The sequence below is a fragment of the Halomonas sp. KM072 genome, assembly GCF_050710315.1.
In the GTDB taxonomy this organism is placed as follows: Bacteria; Pseudomonadota; Gammaproteobacteria; order Pseudomonadales; family Halomonadaceae; genus Vreelandella; species Vreelandella hamiltonii.
This window is the reverse complement of sequence record NZ_CP136132.1, coordinates 1,252,662-1,272,139: the sequence shown is the minus strand read 5'-3', so window position 1 is coordinate 1,272,139 and position 19,478 is coordinate 1,252,662. Positions and strand designations below refer to the sequence as shown.

19 protein-coding genes and 1 tRNA gene are annotated in these 19,478 nt (G+C 55.2%); 11 read left to right on the top strand and 9 right to left on the bottom strand.

Features of this window, described 5'->3' with window-relative positions; genetic code table 11:
* The first annotated feature begins 93 nt into the window (after nt 1-93).
* The 3 genes from ppnN (at nt 94) to RVM26_RS05945 (ending at nt 2,564) form a co-directional block, all read left to right on the top strand.
* Complete coding sequence (gene ppnN / locus RVM26_RS05955; protein WP_039178066.1) at nt 94-1,476, top strand: nucleotide 5'-monophosphate nucleosidase PpnN; 1,383 nt, start codon at nt 94-96, stop codon at nt 1,474-1,476.
* Between the two features lie 51 nt (nt 1,477-1,527).
* On the top strand, nt 1,528-2,256 hold the full coding sequence (locus tag RVM26_RS05950; RefSeq protein WP_498941399.1) for a sulfite exporter TauE/SafE family protein: 729 nt from the start codon (nt 1,528-1,530) through the stop codon (nt 2,254-2,256).
* 104 nt (nt 2,257-2,360) lie between these two features.
* Nucleotides 2,361-2,564 carry a hypothetical protein gene (locus RVM26_RS05945; protein WP_498941398.1) on the top strand — a complete coding sequence of 68 codons (204 nt, stop codon included), beginning with the start codon at nt 2,361-2,363 and terminating at the stop codon, nt 2,562-2,564.
* A 54-nt stretch (nt 2,565-2,618) separates the two neighbouring features.
* Here RVM26_RS05945 and RVM26_RS05940 read toward each other — a convergent pair whose 3' ends face one another.
* From RVM26_RS05940 to RVM26_RS05915, 6 genes are all read right to left on the bottom strand, one after another.
* Entirely contained in the window at nt 2,619-5,330 is a 2,712-nt protein-coding gene (locus RVM26_RS05940) for a cation-translocating P-type ATPase (RefSeq protein ID WP_498941397.1), read from the bottom strand.
* Nucleotides 5,331-5,500: 170 nt separating this feature from the next.
* A tRNA-Pro gene (locus tag RVM26_RS05935) sits at nt 5,501-5,577 on the bottom strand.
* Nucleotides 5,578-5,674: 97 nt separating this feature from the next.
* Entirely contained in the window at nt 5,675-6,490 is an 816-nt protein-coding gene (locus RVM26_RS05930) for an inositol monophosphatase family protein (RefSeq protein WP_498941396.1), read from the bottom strand.
* Between the two features lie 87 nt (nt 6,491-6,577).
* Nucleotides 6,578-7,039, bottom strand: a complete 462-nt coding sequence (locus tag RVM26_RS05925) for an anti-virulence regulator CigR family protein (RefSeq protein ID WP_498941395.1) — start codon at nt 7,037-7,039, stop codon at nt 6,578-6,580.
* Nucleotides 7,040-7,224: 185 nt separating this feature from the next.
* A complete protein-coding gene (locus RVM26_RS05920) occupies nt 7,225-7,719 on the bottom strand; it encodes a pilin (protein WP_498941394.1) in 495 nt (164 codons plus the stop codon).
* Between the two features lie 67 nt (nt 7,720-7,786).
* The gene (locus RVM26_RS05915; RefSeq protein ID WP_498941393.1) at nt 7,787-8,245 is read right to left on the bottom strand and encodes a pilin; all 459 of its coding nucleotides are present in this window, start codon (nt 8,243-8,245) and stop codon (nt 7,787-7,789) included.
* A gap of 218 nt (nt 8,246-8,463) precedes the next feature.
* Here RVM26_RS05915 and pilB point away from each other — a divergent pair, with 218 nt between their 5' ends.
* From pilB to RVM26_RS05885, 6 genes are all read left to right on the top strand, one after another.
* On the top strand, nt 8,464-10,221 hold the full coding sequence (gene pilB, locus RVM26_RS05910; protein WP_498941392.1) for a type IV-A pilus assembly ATPase PilB: 1,758 nt from the start codon (nt 8,464-8,466) through the stop codon (nt 10,219-10,221).
* Between the two features lie 3 nt (nt 10,222-10,224).
* Nucleotides 10,225-11,457, top strand: a complete 1,233-nt coding sequence (locus RVM26_RS05905) for a type II secretion system F family protein (protein ID WP_498941391.1) — start codon at nt 10,225-10,227, stop codon at nt 11,455-11,457.
* A gap of 64 nt (nt 11,458-11,521) precedes the next feature.
* Nucleotides 11,522-12,367 carry a prepilin peptidase gene (locus RVM26_RS05900; RefSeq protein WP_498941390.1) on the top strand — a complete coding sequence of 282 codons (846 nt, stop codon included), beginning with the start codon at nt 11,522-11,524 and terminating at the stop codon, nt 12,365-12,367.
* Between the two features lie 84 nt (nt 12,368-12,451).
* Nucleotides 12,452-13,048, top strand: a complete 597-nt coding sequence (gene coaE / locus RVM26_RS05895) for a dephospho-CoA kinase (protein ID WP_273681895.1) — start codon at nt 12,452-12,454, stop codon at nt 13,046-13,048.
* Nucleotides 13,049-13,063: 15 nt separating this feature from the next.
* A complete protein-coding gene (yacG, locus tag RVM26_RS05890; protein WP_498941389.1) occupies nt 13,064-13,297 on the top strand; it encodes a DNA gyrase inhibitor YacG in 234 nt (77 codons plus the stop codon).
* A 17-nt stretch (nt 13,298-13,314) separates the two neighbouring features.
* Nucleotides 13,315-14,187 carry a DNA replication terminus site-binding protein gene (locus tag RVM26_RS05885; protein WP_498941388.1) on the top strand — a complete coding sequence of 291 codons (873 nt, stop codon included), beginning with the start codon at nt 13,315-13,317 and terminating at the stop codon, nt 14,185-14,187.
* On the opposite strand, the gene RVM26_RS05880 is transcribed toward RVM26_RS05885, so the two are convergent.
* On the bottom strand, nt 14,184-14,528 hold the full coding sequence (locus tag RVM26_RS05880) for a hypothetical protein (protein ID WP_498941387.1): 345 nt from the start codon (nt 14,526-14,528) through the stop codon (nt 14,184-14,186). The genes RVM26_RS05885 and RVM26_RS05880 overlap by 4 nt on opposite strands.
* Before the next feature lie 365 nt (nt 14,529-14,893).
* On the opposite strand from RVM26_RS05880, the gene RVM26_RS05875 reads away from it, so the two are divergent.
* Nucleotides 14,894-15,733, top strand: coding sequence for a helix-turn-helix transcriptional regulator (locus RVM26_RS05875; RefSeq protein WP_039178094.1), 840 nt, complete (start codon nt 14,894-14,896; stop codon nt 15,731-15,733).
* Between the two features lie 126 nt (nt 15,734-15,859).
* Here RVM26_RS05875 and RVM26_RS05870 read toward each other — a convergent pair whose 3' ends face one another.
* Nucleotides 15,860-16,234 (bottom strand): DNA binding protein, encoded by a 375-nt coding sequence (locus tag RVM26_RS05870; RefSeq protein ID WP_498941386.1) that lies wholly within the window; start codon nt 16,232-16,234, stop codon nt 15,860-15,862.
* A gap of 239 nt (nt 16,235-16,473) precedes the next feature.
* Here RVM26_RS05870 and RVM26_RS05865 point away from each other — a divergent pair, with 239 nt between their 5' ends.
* Nucleotides 16,474-17,511, top strand: a complete 1,038-nt coding sequence (locus RVM26_RS05865) for an IS630 family transposase (protein ID WP_287804249.1) — start codon at nt 16,474-16,476, stop codon at nt 17,509-17,511.
* A 114-nt stretch (nt 17,512-17,625) separates the two neighbouring features.
* On the opposite strand, the gene rpsA is transcribed toward RVM26_RS05865, so the two are convergent.
* On the bottom strand, nt 17,626-19,305 hold the full coding sequence (gene rpsA / locus RVM26_RS05860; protein WP_039178097.1) for a 30S ribosomal protein S1: 1,680 nt from the start codon (nt 19,303-19,305) through the stop codon (nt 17,626-17,628).
* Nucleotides 19,306-19,478: the final 173 nt, after the last annotated feature.

Genomic DNA, 19,478 nt, shown 5'->3' with positions numbered 1-19,478 from the left:
GGATGCCCGTAGCAGGGCAAGGCAGCTGAACGCCAGGGAGCAGCATGCTAGTATGCCGATTGGTCATGATCATACTCAGGGATAGTCCATACAATGACGCAACCTTCAGCACCCCGCGCCACCATTTCCAGCATCATTTCTCCCGAAGGCAGCCTGGAAGTACTGTCTCAGCATGAGGTCAATCGCCTCAAGAGCACCTCGAAAAGCGGGTTGCATGACTTGTTGCGCCGCTGCGCCCTCGCCGTGCTCAACTGCGGCAGCCCTACCGATGACAGCCTGGCCCTTCTCGAAGCCTACAAGGATTTCGACATCGAAGTGCTGCAGCAGGATCGCGGCATACGCCTGAAGCTCACCAACGCGCCAGCGGAAGCCTTCGTTGACGGACGCATGATACGCGGCATTCGTGAGCACCTGTCGTCAATCATCCGCGACATCGTCTACGTCTATAACGAGATCCAGCATCATAATCGCTTCGATCTCAGCACGGGCGAAGGCACCACCAATGCCGTGTTTCACATTCTGCGCAAGGCGGGCACGCTGAAGCCGGGCCGCGACCCGAGCCTGGTAGTGTGCTGGGGCGGCCACTCGATCTCCCGTGAAGAGTACGAATACACCAAGGACGTCGGCTATCACCTGGGTCTTCGCGATCTGGACATTTGCACCGGCTGCGGCCCGGGGGCCATGAAAGGCCCCATGAAAGGTGCCAACGTCGCGCATGCCAAGCAGCGCCGCAAGGAAGGCCGCTACCTGGGCATTTCCGAGCCTGGCATCATCGCTGCTGAAGCTCCCAACCCGATCGTCAATGAGCTGGTGGTGATGCCGGACATCGAAAAGCGCCTGGAAGCCTTCGTGCGCCTGGGCCATGGCATCATCGTGTTCCCCGGTGGCGTGGGTACCGCCGAAGAGATCCTTTACCTGCTGGGCATTCTATTGCACCCCGGCAACCAGGACATTCCCTTCCCGCTGATCTTCACCGGCCCCGCCAGCTCCGCCGCCTACTTCGAGAAGATCGACGAGTTTCTGGTCTACACCCTGGGTGAAGAGATCCGCCGCTTCTACACCATCATCACCGGGGACCCGGCGGCCGTGGCGCGCAAGATGCGCGATGGCATCCACCAGGTCAGCGAGTTCCGCCGCCAGCACCAGGATGCGTTCTACTACAACTGGCGCCTGACCATTGCCCGCGAGTTCCAGGCACCCTTCGAGCCTACCCACGAAGCCATGCGCAGCCTGGCGCTGCACCGCCAGCAGCCCACCCACGAGCTGGCAGCCAACCTGCGCCGCGCTTTTTCGGGCATCGTGGCAGGTAACGTGAAAGAGCCGGGCATTCGGGCCATCGAGGCCCACGGGCCTTTCGAACTGACCGCAGAGCCCGAGCTGATGCAGCGGCTGGACGACCTGCTCGGCTCTTTCGTGGCCCAGGGCCGCATGAAACTGGACGGACAGCCCTACACGCCCTGCTATGTGCTCAAGTAATCCCATGTGCTCAAGCAAGCCCATGTACTCAAGTCATCTGAGTAACGCCGCATGATCGTTGCCTTTCTGACGCTGATGGCCGCGGGAATCATCAAGGGCGCCATCGGCTCTGGCGTACCGGTCATCGTCATTCCCGTGCTGACCATGCTGTACGACGTCAAGCTGGCCATTGCCGTGCTGGTGGCCCCGAACCTGTTCAGCAATGCCCTGCAGGTCTGGCAGTACCGCCACCATCTGCTGCCGCATCGCTTTCTGCTCTGGTTCGGCCTCTCCGGTGGGCTGGGCATCGTGATCGGCACCTGGGGGCTGGTGGTACTGTCGCCCACGCTGCTGTCGCTGGGCGTGGCGACTGCCATCGTGCTCTACCTGGCCATCAAGCTGGCCAACCGCAGCTTTACGCTGCCTTTCCCACTGGCGCAGCGCATCGTGTTGCCGGTGGGGCTGGTGGCAGGCGTGCTGCAAGGTGCGGCGGGCATGTCCGCCCCGGCGTCGGTGACCTTTCTTAACGCGATGCGCCTGGAGCGCCCGGTGTTCATCGGCTCGATTTCGGTGTTCTTCGTGGCGATCACGCTGGTACAGATCCCGGCCCTGCTCAGCGCCGGGATTCTCACCTGGGAGCGCTCGTTGTACAGCCTGGCTGCCCTGCTGGTCATTCTGGCAGCCATGCCCCTGGGCGCCATGCTGGGCAAACGCCTGCCGCATCGCTGGTTCGACAGGCTCATCATGTGCCTGTTGGCCACGATTGCCATCAAGATCGTCGTGGATGCATTGATGGCCTAGTCTATACTGGTGCGTGATCGTTGCCGAACCGTACTCGGCATTCATGTCATGTATACTTCTTGACTCTTTATCTCTGACTTCAGCACCAAGGAAAGGAGCGACCCATGGAAATGATCAACCAGTTGAGCGATGGCAAAGCCAAAGCCTTTGCCAAACACTGTTATGAAAGTTATTCCCCGGAAGAACTGAACGCGGCGGCGGCGGGCAGTCCTGACAAGGACCAGGCCGACCACTGGGGCATTACCGAAGGACAGTGGCAAGAAGCCGTGACAGCGGCCCTTGCCGACCATAAAGCCCAGAGTGACTGAACACCTCTTAACGCTCTGACGTTGCCGCTGCCTGCCCATGGCAGGCGGTGGCACTCACCTCCTCCGGCGCAAGATGCTTTTCTCCACCTCGACCACACCATACACGGCCACGCTTCCCGCCAGGATGGCAAGCCAGTGGTGAGCAGAAAGCCCCTCGCTGACCAGCACGAACTGCATGAAGGGTACATAGGTAAACCCCAGTTGCAGCAGCAGGACCAACCCGATGGCAAGCCATACCGGTCGACTGCCAAACACGCCTTCCCAGGTCAGCGTGCTGTTGAGCAAATAGCGGCTGTTGATCAGGTAAGCGGCACTGCCCGCCACCAGCATGTTGACCGCGCCCGTGCGAGCCAGCGCTTCGCTACCCCCCTGCCCCAGAATCCAGTTGAACATACCGAATACGCCCATCAGCAGCAGTAGCGATACGAACACCACCCGCCAAAGCAGAAAGAGATCCAGCAGCGGCGCTTTGGGGTTCCGGGGCGGCCGCTGCATCAGGTCCTGCTCACCGGATTCGAATGCCAGCGCCAGGCCCAGCGTAATGGCCACCACCATGTTCACCCACAGCGCCTGCAGCGGAGTCACCGGCAGGCTCGTGCCCGCCAGCACGGCCAGCATGATGGCCAGCCCCTGAGCACCGTTGGTGGGCAAAATGAAGGTAATCGTCTTGCGGATGTTGTCGTAAACCTTACGCCCCTCTTCGATGGCGTGGACGATGGTGGCGAAGTTGTCGTCGGCCAGCACCATTTGCGAGGCATCCTTGGCCGCTTCCGTTCCTTGAATGCCCATGGCGACACCCACATCTGCCCGCTTGAGCGCCGGGCCATCGTTGACCCCATCACCCGTCATGGCGCACACGCCTCCACGCGCCTGCATGGCCTTGACCAGCCGCAGCTTGTGTTCTGGCGACGCCCGAGCAAACACATCTACTTCCAGAATGATCGCTTCGAGCTGCTCATCGGTCATGGCCTCCATTTCACGCCCGGTCAAGGCCCGCTCGGTGTGCTGAAATCCCAACTGCCGGGCAATGGCCAGGGCGGTGGCAGCATGGTCTCCGGTGATCATCACCGGGCGAATACCGGCGCGCTGGCAGCGTTTCACCGCCTCGATGGCCTCTTCACGGGGCGGGTCCAACAGCCCTATCAACCCCAGCAGGCGCAACCCCGACTGCACATGAGGGTGGTCGAGCTCAGCGTCTTCTTCCATTGCCTTCTCGGCAATCGCCAGCACCCGCAAGCCTCTCGATGACAGCGCTTCGATATGCGCCTCCCACTCGCTGGCCACCAGCGGGGCTTCGCCTTCATCGGTGATCACATGGCTGCTCATTTCGATAATGCGATCCGGCGCACCCTTGACCAGCAGCCGCCGCCCACCCTCAAGGTCATGCAGCGTGGCCATGTACTTGTGCTCTGACTCAAAAGGAATCGCATCGAGACGCGGGTACTGCTGGCGCAACGCCAGGTGGTCGAGCCCCGCTTTCTCGGCAGCCACCACCAGCGCCCCTTCGGTGGGGTCGCCAAAGATTCGATAGCGTTCATCTTCCTGGTGCAACTCGGCATCGTTGCACAGCACGCTGGCCAACAGGCAACGCTGCAAGGCAGGCTCATGGGCCCGTCCATTGCACTGCTCCTCGGCGGCCGCTCCTTCCCGGCATAGCTTGCCGTGCGGGGCAAAGCCGATACCCTCGAGCGTGAAACGGGCATCCTGCAGCCAGATGGCCTGGGCTGTCATCTCATTACGGGTCAGCGTGCCGGTCTTGTCGGAGAAAATGGTGGAAATCGAACCCAGCGTTTCCACGGCGGGCAGCCGCCGGATGATGGCCCGCCGCCTGGCCATGCGCTGAACGCCCAGCGCCAGGCCAATGGTTACAATCGCAGGCAGGCCTTCGGGAATGGCCGCTACCGCCAGGCCTACGGCCGCCATGAACATCTCGCCCAAGGGCTGCTGATGCAGCCAGGTACCCAGCAGCGCCGTGATCCCAGCGGCCAGCAGGATAAACACCGCCAGCACTCGGCCAGCTCTATCCAACTGCTGTAGCAATGGCGTCTTGATCTGCTCGACACTGCGCAGCAATTCGGAAATCTTGCCAATTTCCGAGCGCCCTCCGGTCGCCACCACCAAGCCACGGGCATTTCCCTGCACGACCAGCGTGCTGGCAAACGCCATGTTCGAACGCTCGGCCAGCTCGGTATCGTGGGCCAGCGGCGCGGGCTGCTTATCGACGGGCACCGACTCACCGGTCAGGGCAGCCTCATCGGTTTTCAAGCGCCGTACTTCCAGCAACCGAACATCCGCAGGCACGCGATCCCCGCTCTCGAACAGCACGATATCCCCCGGCACCAGCGCCTCGGCAGGCACCGTGGTACGCTGGCCATCGCGCAGCACGTTTGCCTGGGGAGACAGCATGTTGCGAATACTGTCCAGCGCCTGCTCGGCCTTGCCTTCCTGGAAAAAGCCAATCAAGGCGATGATCAGCACCACGCCCACGATGGCAGCCGCATCGACCATGTGGCCCAGCAGAAAGCTGGCCACCGCCGCGACCACCAGAATCAGCATCAGGATATTGGCAAACTGCGACAGCAACCGCTTGTACCAGGGGCGCCCCTGGGCCTGCTCCAGGCGGTTTTCTCCATACTGAGCCAAACGCGCCGCTGCTTCTTCGCGGCTCAAGCCTTCACGGGTCGCCGACTGTTGCGCCAACGCTTCGTCTACCGATAGCCCATGCCATGCCTCGGGCGTTGCAGCCTGCTTGCCTGTGCGACTCATCCCTGCCTCCTGATCGATGCGCTTGAGTAGACCTTCCACCTGCCCAAGAGCATACCATACCCGGCTGCACAGAATGATTTCCACCGTTCAAAACTTGACGTATATCAAGAGACACCAACATGAACCAACGAAAAAAGCCGCTGCAATGAATGCAGCGGCTTTTTCGATATTGGTCGGAGTGACAGGATTCGAACCTGCGACCTTTGCAACCCCATTGCAACGCGCTACCAAGCTGCGCCACACTCCGATGTCTGTTTGGCATTTGCCTCAAGACGGTGCGTATACTAGCGTTTTATACGCCAAATGAAAAGCACTTTTTGCGCTTTCTTTTCAATCGCTTGCCACTAAGCGTGGTCGGCTGCTTTTAATAAGGACGCCATGGCGTCGTAAACCTTGGGGGTAGTTGCTAGCAACTGCTCCGGGTAGAGGTCTGCCGGTACACCGTCAGGCACCTCGCTTAAATGCCCCACCCGCGCGCCTGCTTCGCGAGCAATGACCCAACCCGCCACAAAATCCCAGGGCGATACGCTTTCGTAGTAGGCATCTAAACGACCGCAGGCCACATCACACAAATCCAGAGCCGCTGAACCATTACGCCGGACATCCTGACAGCCTGTGAGTACTGCTTCTAAGCGTGGCAGAAGTTTTTTACGCTGCTCTTTTTGATAGGGAAAGCCGGTACCTACCAGCGTGCTTTCAAGGGTCTCAGCGCCGCTCGGCTGAATCGGCTGCTGATTGCAGAATGCGCCTAGGCCCTCTGCTGCACTAAAGGTTTCACCTAAAAACGGCGCATGTATCACGCCTACTTTACCTACCCCCTGCTCCATCCAGCCGATTGATACCGCCACATGGCGCAGGCCCTGGGCAAAATTAACGGTGCCATCAATCGGATCCACAACCCAGAGCTGCTCGGTGGGGGTATGCAGCGCATGCTCCGGGCTTAGCTCCTCGCTTAACCTTGCTTCTTCTGGGAAGTACTCCTCCAGGCGCTGGCTAATGAGCGTGTCGACGGCAACGTCCACATCAGTAACTAGCTCGATCCCTCCTTTCAGCCGCTGGCTAAACCCTTGCTGCTCTCGGGCATTACGAATCATCTGCCCAGCCTCTTCGGCAATCTCTATGGCCAGTGCCAGCCGCGCTTCCAGGGTATAAACCGCCATGTTCGCTCCTCAGTGGGGTGTTTGTTATTTCTCAGCATAAGCGTTGATCCATGGCATTACCATAACGCCCCAACACATGGGAACGGCTTAGCGCAAAGCATCCACCAACACATCGACCACCACACGGGTGGCGGCTTCAATTAACACCACATCAGCGCCAACACGCTCCCACTCGTATCCCGGGTAACGGGGCAGCTCACGGGCAATGGGGCCATCAAAGCGCTTAGCAATGCCGGGCGGCAAGGGCTTACCCCGCTCTAAATTGCGCTGAATACCAGGGGGTAACGGTTCCGCACGGGGGGCATCGTGGCGGCGCAGCAAGCGCAACAGTTCGCGCTCGTTAATGCGCGGCAAATCCACATAACCATCGCTATGGGAACGGCGGGAACCACTTTCACGGTGGCCGCCCTCACCGGCTCGGTGGCGCTCTGCCTGGGAAGCGTTATCACGGGCGCCGTGAGCTGGTGCATGGGCGGGTTGGGCCAACGCGGCACTGCTTAGCAACAGCGCGCTAGCGCCGATCAAGAGTTGATGTAGTAAACGGCTCATAAAAAAGCTCCACTGTGATCAGGGAGCTTTAGTTTAGAACAACAATGCGCAGGAAATGGTGAAGATCAAAAATCAGTTGAGGCGCTATCCCGACAGCTTCCAGGAAGATACTTCTCATCAATACCATTTTGTTTTGCTGACATACAGGACCACTAACCCAACTGATTTATTTTACGCATGTGGCATTAATCTTTTTGATCGCGGCACGAGCCAGGTAGGTATTTTTCATCCATGGCATTACCTGCTCCTGTGGTTGTCCGGCAACTCCACTGAATTGCTCCTTCAGAGAACTGAGACTCCATCACAACCCATTTTCCGGCTATCGCGCTATTCGCGTTATCGCTCATCTCCATCACAACGCGTGCAGTATAATCACCAGCGGCCGGCCAAACACCGATGTAGCCAACATAGCGGTCCTCACTAGTTTCACCACTATTGCCACTTCGACTGTCATCAGTTGGCATACCTATATCTTCATTACTCTCAGGGAACTGACCTCTCACCGAATAGTATTCACTTATGGCGGTTTTGTAAGCGGAGGCTAAATTGAAGGCTTCTGATACTTGCGCACGTGCGGTGTAGTTTTGATATTGCGGAATAGCAATAGAGGCCAAAACGCCAATAATAGCCACCACAATCATTAGCTCAATTAAGGTGAAACCGCGTTGAGTTCCTTTCATACCATTTTCCTCCCAAAGAAAGGGGCTGTCAAAACAGCCCCTTTTACAATTTCTTTATTAGTTAATATTAGTCTTTACAGCCGGCTGGTAGCTGGTTATCTTCCATATCAGTTCCAGCTGAACATACCCAACCATCCTGAGGATTATCAGTCGTAAGGTTCATTATTCCGCCATTCAGGGAGCTATCATCAGTGAAAGTAACAGCAATGGTTCCGGTAGGATCAGCAAAGGTGTAAGAAACCGACTGCACATATCGTCCAGCAGCTTCAGAAGCCCCCCCTATTTCATCAACATCATCTGTTACTGGCATGCTACCAGAAAGTGAATATTGCTCAGCGATATCGGCACGCATACCTGCCGTTACGGAAAGCCCTTCACTTGCCTGCGCGCGGGCGGTGTAGTTCTGATACTGCGGCACGGCGATGGATGCCAATACGCCGATGATCGCGACGACGATCATCAGCTCAATCAGCGTGAAACCGCCCTGCTTGAGGTTGCGAAACGCGTTTTTTGCAGTTGTTTGCATCTAAAAATCTCCTTGGAGATTTTGCTTGGCAGGTATTGCCAAGCAAAATTCATGTACATTAGTTACATTAGCTTACGCACAGTGTTTTTTCAACTACATTTGGCCCACTGCTTCGTTCATTTGTACGAACGCGTGCGCTTAGAAAAGCGTGGTGCCGCCAGCACCTTAGTATGGTACAAGTATGCGCATTCTGACCACTTTGCTACCATAGGGCGTGCATGTCTAAACCCTCTTTTGAATCGACACTTAGCCACGCGACAGCTCACGGCGGCCTGCGCGGCATTGCCCAGCGGTTGGTTAAACACGGTGTGTTAAGCGATGCACAAGCGGCCACCGCACAGTCGACGGCCTCTGACCTCGAAATTTCGCTGCTTCAACACGTTATTGAAAGCGGGCTGGCCGACCCTGTTGCAGCTACCGTAGCAGCGGGATGGGAGTATGGTCTTCCGGTTATCGACCTTGAGGCGCTGCGCCTTACTACGCTGCCACCCGCCGCCGACTACCCCGTTAAAGTATTACAAAATCTTAATGTGCTGCCCCTGGCCCGCCATGGCCACCGCCTAACCGTCGCAGTGCCTTATCCAGCAACGCTTACCCAGCTAGATGAGCTCCAGTTTGCCACAGGATTAAGCATAGAAGGTGTGCTTGCTCCGGTGGATCAAATCACCGTTGCACTTAATAACTATCTCGCCCAGAACGAACGCGGCATGTTGGATGAGCTAGAGGGCATTGACGACGCGGTGAGTTCGTTAAACATTGTACAAAACAGTGACGGCAACGAAGTTCCTCTTGAGGAAGCGTCGCAGAGTAGCGAAGATGCGCCCATCGTTAAGTTTGTTAATAAGATTTTATTAGACGCCATTCGCCAAAGGGCCTCTGATATTCATTTCGAGCCTTATGAAACGCTCTACCGCGTCCGTTTTCGCGTTGATGGCATGCTGATTGAAGTTGCTAGACCGCCCTTTACCATGCGCCACCGTATTGCGGCTCGCCTTAAAATTATGGCTCGGCTGGATATTTCGGAGCGCCGTCTACCCCAGGATGGCGCGATAAAACTCAAGCTCTCGCGAACGCGCTCTCTCGATTTTCGGGTTAACTCGCTACCTACGGTATACGGTGAAAAGCTGGTGCTGCGGATTTTAGACCCTACGGCGGCTCAGCTAGGCATTGAGCAGTTAGGTTTCACCGATGAGCAGCGCGCTCTGTATGAACATACGCTTAAACAGCCCCAGGGCATGATTTTGGTGACGGGGCCGACCGGCAGCGGTAAAACTGTTTCGCTTTATACGGGGATTAATATCCTTAATAAAGTAGAGCGCAATATTTGTACGGCTGAAGACCCCGTAGAAATTAAAGTAGATGGCATTAACCAGGTAAACATTCTACCCAAGATCGGCCTCGACTTTGCCAGCGCCCTGCGCGCCTTCCTTCGCCAGGACCCGGACGTTGTGATGGTGGGAGAAATACGCGACCTGGAAACAGCGGACATTACGGTAAAAGCTGCCCAAACCGGCCACTTGGTGCTCTCTACGGTGCATACTAACTCGGCAGCCGAAACACTCACACGATTAGCCAATATGGGCGTTTCGTCCTTCAACATTGCAAGCGCCGTTAGTTTAATTATTGCACAGCGCTTAGCGCGTAAACTTTGCCACCATTGCAAAGAACCCATTGAAATACCGCGTAAGGCGCTTCAAAAAGAGGGGCTAAACAATGAGGAGATTAACCAAGCCACCCTATATAAAGCCGTGGGTTGTAAACACTGCACCCAAGGTTACAAAGGACGGATTGGTATCTATGAAGTTGTTCCCATTACAGAATCGATGCGTCAGCTCATCATGCGCGATGCTAATTCGCTAGAAATTGACCAGCAGGCCCGCAGGGAGGGCTATCCCAGTCTCCATCGCAGCGGCCTATTAAAAGTCATGCAAGGTATCACCAGCCTTGAAGAGATTAACCGCGTAAGTAAGGAGTAAGGCATGGCTAAACGTGCTCGTAGGCGCCAAACTCCCGCCATCAAGTTATCGCGCTGGAAGTGGATAGGCAAAGGCCCCCAAAACAGAACGTTAAGCGGCGAAATGATCGGCCGTAGCAAAGCGGAAGTCACCGCCGAACTCGCCAAACAAAATATTGATATTCGGCGTATCAGTAAAAAAGGCAGCATTGGCGGCAACGGCCGCATCAACCCTAACGACATCATGGTGTTTGCGCGCCAAATGGCCACCATGATTCGAGCAGGCATCCCACTTTTACAAGCGCTTCAAGTAGTCGCTGAAAGCCTAAAAAAACCGGCCATGGTGGCCCTGATACAGCAAATGATGAGCGATGTGTCTTCTGGCTCTAGCTTCTCGGATGCACTTCGCCAACACCCAAAACATTTTGATCGCCTGTTTGTTAACTTGGTAGATGCTGGTGAACAAGCAGGCTCCCTAGATCAAATGCTGGATCGCGTTGCAACCTATAAAGAGAAAGTAGAATCCCTGAAAGCACGTGTTAAAAAGGCGCTGTGGTATCCCACTGCGGTCATGGCGATTGGCATAGCGGTTACCATGCTGCTTCTGGTGAAAGTGGTCCCTGAATTTGAAAGCATGTTTCAAAGCTTCGGGGCGGAACTACCTGCGCTTACGCAAATGACGGTAAATCTATCGAAGCTTGCCCAACAGTACTGGCTAACAGCATTTGGCGCGCTGGTAGCGGCCATATTCTTGCTTAAACAAGGCATCCAGCGTTCACCAAATATCGCTTACCGCATGCATGCATTACTACTTCGATTACCGATTATCGGCGACATCATGCATAAATCTGCGGTTGCGCGTTTTTCTCGCACATTGGCCACCACATTTTCTTCCGGTGTCCCACTGGTAGAAGGGTTAGACACAGCCGCCGGAGCAACCGGCAATAAGGTTTACGAACACGCCGTGGTGCAAACTCGCCAAGACGTGGCGACGGGGCAGCAATTACATTTTGCGATGCGCATGACAAATCGTTTTCCAGCCCTGGCGGTTCAAATGGTCAGTATCGGTGAGGAGGCAGGCTCTTTAGATGCCATGCTGAATCGAGTGGCAGATTATTACGAAGAGGAAGTTGATAACAAAGTGGATGCACTCACATCGTTAATGGAACCCGTTATTATCGTTGTGCTGGGCTTATTAGTCGGCGGTGTTGTCGTGTCCATGTACTTGCCAATTTTCAATTTAGGCTCTGCGTTATAGCCGTTTTCTACATGCGCTGCCCTCGGTGGCCTCTCCTATTTTCAGGCAATTAAAAAGGATATTTATGTATCTCCCTTCACCGCTCGAGTGGGCGCCTGCTCTTCTACTCGGGCTTTGTTTTGGCAGCTTTTTAAATGTGGTGATTACTCGCCTACCGGTCATGCTGATGAGGCGCTGGCGCAATGAAGCCCTAGCTTCGCTGGAGTTTCCGGTAGAAACAGCGCCCCGCTTTAATCTCGCAACCCCTGGTTCGATGTGCCCGCGCTGCGAGCATCCGATTGCGTGGCATGATAACTTACCGCTGCTTGGCTGGTTAAAACGGCGCGGTAAGTGCGCAAACTGCCAATCTCCCATTAGTGCACAGTACCCACTGGTTGAACTGATGGGCGGGCTATTAGCGGTGGCCGTTGTGGCGCTTTATGGCACAACAGCAAGCGCACTGTTTATTTATGCGGCCTGCTTAACACTTTTGGCGCTGGCGGTTATCGATTTTCGTACGTATTTGCTGCCGGATATGTTAACCCTGCCCTTGCTCTGGGCGGGCTTGCTCTATCAGCTGCTCTTTCAGCCCATTATGTTGCCCAGCGCGGTAATCGGTGCCATGGCTGGCTACTTAATCCTCTGGAGCTTTTACTGGCTGTTTAAGCTATTAACGGGCAAAGAGGGTATGGGGTTTGGCGATTTTAAGCTGCTAGCGGCGTTAGGCGCCTGGGTCGGTTGGCCCATGCTGCCATTACTGTTGATCGTTTCAGCAGGCATTGGTGCCCTTGTTGGCCTGGCGGCGCAAGCAAGCTCCCCTCATTTGCGCGGCCAGCCGCTGCCTTTTGGCCCTTTTCTAGCCCTGGCGGGTTGGGTTTGCTTATTAGCGGGCGATGAGCTGATGGCGCTCTATACGTCACTGCTATATTAGCATTGGTCATTTCGTCCATCTTACTGTGGCCAGCTATTATCTATGCCCATGACGATGAGCAGCGCCACTATTTAGGGAACAGCCATGATTGTTGGGTTAACAGGCGGTATCGGTTCCGGTAAGTCTACCGTTGCTCGGGCGTTTGGTTCGCTGGGAATCGGCTGGGTAGACGCCGACGATGTGGCCAGGGAAGTCGTCATGCCTGGCGAACCGGCGCTAGCGGCTATCAGCGAACACTTCGGAAATGATGTACTACACGCTGATGGCACATTAAACCGTGCAGCTTTGCGCAGCATTGTGTTTGACAACCCTGCCGAGCGCAAATGGCTGGAGTCGGTGACCCATCCTCGCGTGCGCGAACGCATTCTCGTACATCTAGAGCGCTTACAGCGCCAATCACCTTATGTGCTGCTGGTATCGCCGTTGTTATTTGAGTCAGGCCAAGACAAACTGGTGGATCGCACCGTTGTAGTCGATGTGCCCGTTGAGCTGCAGCTTTCGCGGACACGTGCGCGAGACGACGTGAGCGAGGCTCAAGTGCATGCTATTCTCGCCGCCCAGCTTCCCCGTGAAGAGCGCCTTACTAAGGCCAATGATGTTATTGATAACAGCGGAGACCATGCTTCGATGATGCAACAGGTAACGCAGCTTGATCAGCACTACCGAAATAAATACCTCTAGCTCAAGGAGAGTTCTATGCCAACACCCGCTAACGATGCACCGCTAGAGGTCGCTTGCCCTCAATGCAGCAAGCCAGTCGTCTGGAGCCCAGAGAGCGCCTACCGCCCTTTTTGCAGCAAACGATGCCAGCTGCTTGACCTAGGCGCTTGGGCGGAAGAGTCTCACCGCATTTCGGGCGAATCCGCGATGGATGAAGCCGATTTGGACACGCTGCTTGCCCAAGCGGATAGAGACGCCCCGCTCTCTTAGCCCATGAGTGTTCTACCATGAACGATAATGCCTTGCCCGTTTACCACTTGCTGCATGAGCTGGATGCCCGTTTCGATGACTTGATGGCAGCTATAGATCATGCAGCCACTTATTATGAGCAGCAGCAATCAGCCACATGGCACTTTCAGTCCTACCCTGGGGGTAGGTCTTGGCTACGCCAAGCCCTGCTCGATATGTGGCATCAACAGGGCCAAGATGGGCGCGAGACGCGTAACTACATTGCGCTTATCGCAGCAGATGATGAATTACTTGAAAAGTTTACGGCGGTTAACCGCGCTAAAGCACACATTAGCGACCTGCTTCAGCATATTAAACAGGCACAGCCAAATACACTCAGCCAAGCCAAACACCGCTTGCCTCAACGCCACCCAGACGTGGATAACGTGCTGCGTCAGGGTGGCTTGGCGCGCTTGCACCTTAAGCAGTGTTGGCGGCACCTTCCTATTGCCCCGGCACCGGTATCGCGCGTTCGCTTTGCTTGGTATAGCAGTGGCCGCTCAATAAAAAAAATTACCGTACAAGAAGCAGAGCAAAAACTCTTGCAGTTAGATACCGACTCGCCACATATCCGCATTCAGCTACGTAGACTAGCGGGAATACCAGGCAGCGAACCGCTAGCACAGGTACAAAACCAAGCCCCGCTCATGCGCGGCAACCTGTTTTTTACAGAACCACTAGAGGACGGCCATACCCGGCGCGCATTAAATATTGCCATGCCGCTTATTGTTCCCGCCCCTGAAAATCGCTTGCCACATATTAAAATGCCGCCCCTAGAGCCGCCCGCGCAGCGTACGCGGGCAAAGCGTCGGGATGAAAAGCTGGAGAGTGACGTATTTCTACCCAGCTTGCGGGTATATCGCTACCGTTAGTGCCCACTGCCACTTTGGGCGGGCATGCGATCCACCTCCCATAGTCCGTAGGCCAATAGCGTCTGTATCAGTTCGCTTACTCCACCCTCTGATAAATCATACTCCTTCAGCAAGGCCTTGAAGCGCTGGCTGAACAGCAGATCTTGTTCCTTCTGCCGCTCAGCCTGATCATCAGCCTCAAGCGCCGCTAAAGAGCGTACAGGGGGCCCTGTTGGAATATCAAAGTCACTATCAGGATCTTCCAACTGACGCAGTGCTTGGGCAAAGGCGTCATCCAGCTCACGAAACTTGCGCAGCTTCTCACGCTCATCCAGCTGTTTAGAAACCTTGTGATATTTCATTGATGTTTCATCTACACCTTACGAAAAATGGTCGACAAACCTGAGAACAGGCCATTTTAATCAAAAACTGTGCACAAACGCGTATTCTTGAAGTGCAAACTTGCCTTTGCTACCGCTTGGAAGCATAAAGACAGCAGCGCGAAGACCTCACCATCGGTAACAATGATTAACCGAACAGGTGATTTAAGCTAATACCTTTTACGTCATCGTCGGCAAGGAACAGCCACTCTGTCTATCTCCATGTCCTGGCACATACTGCCACCAGAGATGGCCTACCAGGTCATGAGTACCCATACGCACCGGGAGAGTGCACTGACAGGTCAGTCACAAGCTACCTGTTTGAACCACGCATAGGAGGCCAGATAGTGTTCAATGCAATGTCGCGAGCTGAGATCTGGCTGCAAGACTCGCTTGATCAACCACTGAGTATCGAAGATCTTGCCAGTCACTTGGGATATTCAGCATCACAGGTGCGGCGTCAATTCCGCCAATGCTTCAGCATGTCGCCCCGAGCGTACCGAGAGCAGCGGAGACTGGAGCGTGCAGCAGTGCTGCTGTCGTTGACCCAGCAAAATATAGCGCATATCGCCGCGCAGTGCGGCTATGTGAATCATTCTTCCTTTTCACGCGCTTTTCAACGACGCTACCAGCTGTCTCCCAGACATTATCGCCAAGCTGTCAACGATATGCATCACCTGATCCCCCCGGCAAAGTCATTTACCACGGATATAAAGCAAGGCAGCCCTCGTCAAGCCGTCTATATGCGTATCTACAAAGCGGCACACGCCATTAGCGGCTTGGGCAACCGCAAGCGCCATTCCAACCATCTCTCCTGCCTGGAAGCTCAGCTCGGCGGTTCTACGCCCGCTGTGGCTCTCCCCGACCTGCTGGCAGACAAGATCTCTGCGCTCAACAGTACGACTAAGCAGTATAAATTACGCACCGATATCGGTCTGCATCTCGAAAACCAGACAGGCACCGATAGCGTAGCCCTACCCGTAGAATATCGACGTATCGATATTCCGTCACAACACTATGCGGTAACGCTATTTGATGATTTTAGCGAGCTCGCTGATGCGTTGACGGCAACACTGTGTCAATTGCACTATCACCAGAGCCTTTATCACATTAGCGGGGGCGCACCTCATGTGCTGTGGCGCAAGGAGCACTTGGAACTCAAGGTACCCTTGCAACGCCTTACATAGTCACTGTACGACGATGCACGAAAGAGGCGGGGAAGTTATGGAGAGCATTACCTGGCCTCGATGGCAACACTGCGATACCGCTAAAACAAAACCGGCACTTCTGGGAAGAAATGCCGGTCGAGAAACTTAATCTTCCAGACGAACAAGCCAAGACTCGACGGTATCATCGCCGTGCTCGTCTTTCCAGCTGCGCAGGCCTTTGTGATTACCACCGCGAGTTTCGATCACTTCACCCGTGTTCGGGTTCTTGTAGATCTTCAGGCGGCGCTTGCGGCGAGTAGCAGCCGCCGGTGCCTTGGGAGCGCCACGCTGGTCAGCAGCGGGGTCCAGCAGAGCGATGACATCGCCAGGGCGCTTGCCGAACTCGGTCATTAACGCTTCCAGCTTGGCTTTAAACTCGAGCTCACTTTTCAGACGCTGGTCGTTTTCCAAGTGCTGCAGTTCTTCCTGAAGCTGCTTAAGCTGCTGTTCTTTTTGAATGTAATCATTTAACAAAGACATGGGAGGTCCTTTTAGAATGAAAATAACCACCTTGGCACTGAGCCGGGAAACTCAACACCGACTATTTCAGGATGCGGACACATTATTACCTTAAATCCGCTGATTGACAATAGTCTAGTTGATTTTAGCGCCTTTACTAAACAATTTTATACACTCTTGCGCTATTTAAAGGCGCCATGACAATTGCAAACCCCTTTTATATTAACCCGGCATCCAAATAGCTATGCTATAATGCCGGCATGAACAGAGAAGATGCTCGCACACTCCATCCCGCCGCTCAGGAAGAAAAGCGAAAACTTGCGGTTCGCCTTTCCAAGCGTGGGATGAAGAACAAAGAGATCGCCAAGGAGGTTGGCGTTCACCCCCTCACCGTCGGCCGGTGGCTTACGAAATACCGTGAAGGCGGTCTAAAGGCCTTGCTCGCCCAGGTTCGTGGGCGAAGAGAGGGCTCTGGCCGCCAGCTCACCCCTGATGAAGAAAGTCGACTCCAGGCCATGTTGGTCGACAAGACACCTGACCAGTTGAAGCTTCAGTATGCCCTGTGGACACGCAAGGCCGTACAGGAGTTGATCAAGCTGGAAACCGGGAAGTGGGTGCCAATTCGCACCATTGGCGAATATCTGAAACGCTGGGGGTTCACTGTTCAGAAGCCCAAGAAGCAGGCCTATGAGCAGCGTCCAGCCGAAGTAAAGCGCTGGCTGGAGGAGGACTACCCAACCATTCATGCCCGAGCCAAGGCCGAAGATGCCGAGATTTACTGGGGCGATGAGACCGGGTTGCGTAGCGATAGCCAGCATGTGCGTGGCTACTCACCTCAAGGCGTCACCCCCATCCTCCGGCTCAATGCGAGAAGAGCGACGATCAATCTCATTTCCGCCGTCACTAACCAGGGCAAGGTACGGTTCCGGTTTTTCGACGGCACCATGAATGCGCAAATTCTGATCGACTTCATGAAGCGCTTGATTCGTGATGCCAAGCGGAAGGTCTTCCTGATCCTGGACAACCTCAAGGTCCATCACGCCAAGATCGTCAAGGCCTGGCTGGCGGAGCATCGGGATGAGATTGAAGTGTTCTACCTTCCACCCTACTCGCCGGAATTGAACCCCGATGAGTATCTGAACTGCGACCTCAAAGCCGGCGTGCATAGCGGTACTCCGGCGCGCAGCAGAGACCAGCTGAAGAGGAAGGCGATGTCTCACCTTCGGAAGCTTCAGAAGCTCCCGAGGCGAGTCGCGAAATACTTCAAAGCCCCGTCAATTCGATACGCCGCATCATAGCTATTTTATTGCCGGGTTAATAGCAACGCCTGCAACGCTTAATCACAACGTATTTTAAAACCACAGAAACAAAAACGCCGCCCCAAGGGCGGCGTTTTTCGAGACAGGACTAAATTAGTCTTGACCCATTTGCTGCTTGATCAGATCACCAATCGTGGTCGGACCACCGGCAGCTTCCGGCTCTTGCTCACGCAGTTTCTTCATGTTCTGACGCGTGTCATCCTGCTCTTTGGCTTTCACGGACAGAGCAATCTGACGGCTCTTGCGGTCAACGCTGACGATACGCGCTTCGACGCTATCGCCTTCGCTCAGCACGTTACGCGCGTCTTCAACGCGATCAGCACTGATTTCAGAGGCTTTCAGAATCGCGATGACGTCGGTAGCCAGCTCGATGTGAGCTTCTTTGGCGTCAACTTCCACGACGCGACCCGTCACGATGCTGCCCTTGTCATTGACGGACAGGTATTCGGCAACCGGATCGGAATCCATCTGCTTGATACCCAGAGAGATGCGCTCGCGCTCGGGGTCGATGGACAGGATAACGGCTTCTGCTTCGTCGCCTTTCTTGAAGTTGCGAACGGCTTCTTCGCCTGTTTCTGTCCAGGAGATGTCGGACAGGTGAACCAGACCGTCGATACCGCCTTCAAGGCCGATGAAGATACCGAAGTCCGTGATGGACTTGATGGTACCAGAAACGCGATCGCCCTTGTTGTACTCGGCGTTGAAGGTTTCCCACGGGTTAGCAGTGCACTGCTTGATACCCAGGGAGATACGACGACGCTCTTCGTCGATATCGAGCACCATGACGTCAACATCATCGCCCACTTGAACGACTTTAGACGGATGGATGTTCTTGTTGGTCCAGTCCATTTCAGACACGTGAACCAGACCTTCGACGCCTTCTTCCAGCTCGGCGAAGCAGCCGTAATCGGTCAGGTTAGTGACTACTGCCTGCACTTTCATGCCTTCCGGGTAGCGCTCTTTGATGTTGACCCACGGGTCTTCACCCAGCTGCTTCAGACCCAGAGAAACGCGGTTGCGCTCACGGTCGAACTTCAGCACTTTGACGTTGATCTCGTCGCCAACGGCAACGATTTCAGACGGATGCTTGATACGCTTCCACGCCATGTCGGTGATGTGCAGCAGGCCATCGACACCGCCCAGATCTACGAAAGCACCGTAGTCGGTCAGGTTCTTGACGATACCCTTGATTTGCTGACCTTCTTGCAGCGTCGCCAGCAGTGCTTCACGCTCGGCGCTGTTTTCGGCTTCAAGCACGGCGCGACGCGAAACAACGACGTTGTTACGCTTCGGATCCAGCTTGATGACTTTGAAGTCCAGCTCTTTGTTTTCCAGGTGCGCAGTGTCGCGAACCGGACGAACGTCAACCAGAGAGCCCGGCAGGAAGGCACGGATGGAGTCGACGTCGACAGTGAAGCCGCCTTTGACTTTACCGTTGATCACGCCTTTGATGATTTCGTCTTTCTCGAAGGCCGCTTCCAGAATCTTCCAAGCTTCTGCGCGCTTGGCTTTTTCACGGGACAGGCGAGTTTCGCCGAAGCCATCTTCCACGGCTTCCAGCGCAACGTGCACATCGTCACCGATCGCGATGGTCAGCTCACCATTCTCGTCACGGAATTGTGCCGCAGGGATCTGACCTTCGGATTTCAGACCAGCGTTAACGGTAACCCAGTCACCGTCGATGTCGACAACTTGAGCCGCAACGATGGCGCCCGGCTCCATGTTGATGTCGTTAAGGGACTGTTCAAACAGTTCAGCAAAGCTTTCGCTCATGGTTTTCCTACGTGATCAACGTTGTTGAGGCATAACTGCCTTCTCCGTACCACCAGCGAGTACGGGCCTAATGTCATTCAGCTTCTGGAGGCGTTAGCGCTGGTTGGACCTGACCGGGCTCACTAAGATATTACTGTCGCCCTGCCACGTCGTGACACCTTTCCAAAAACGCC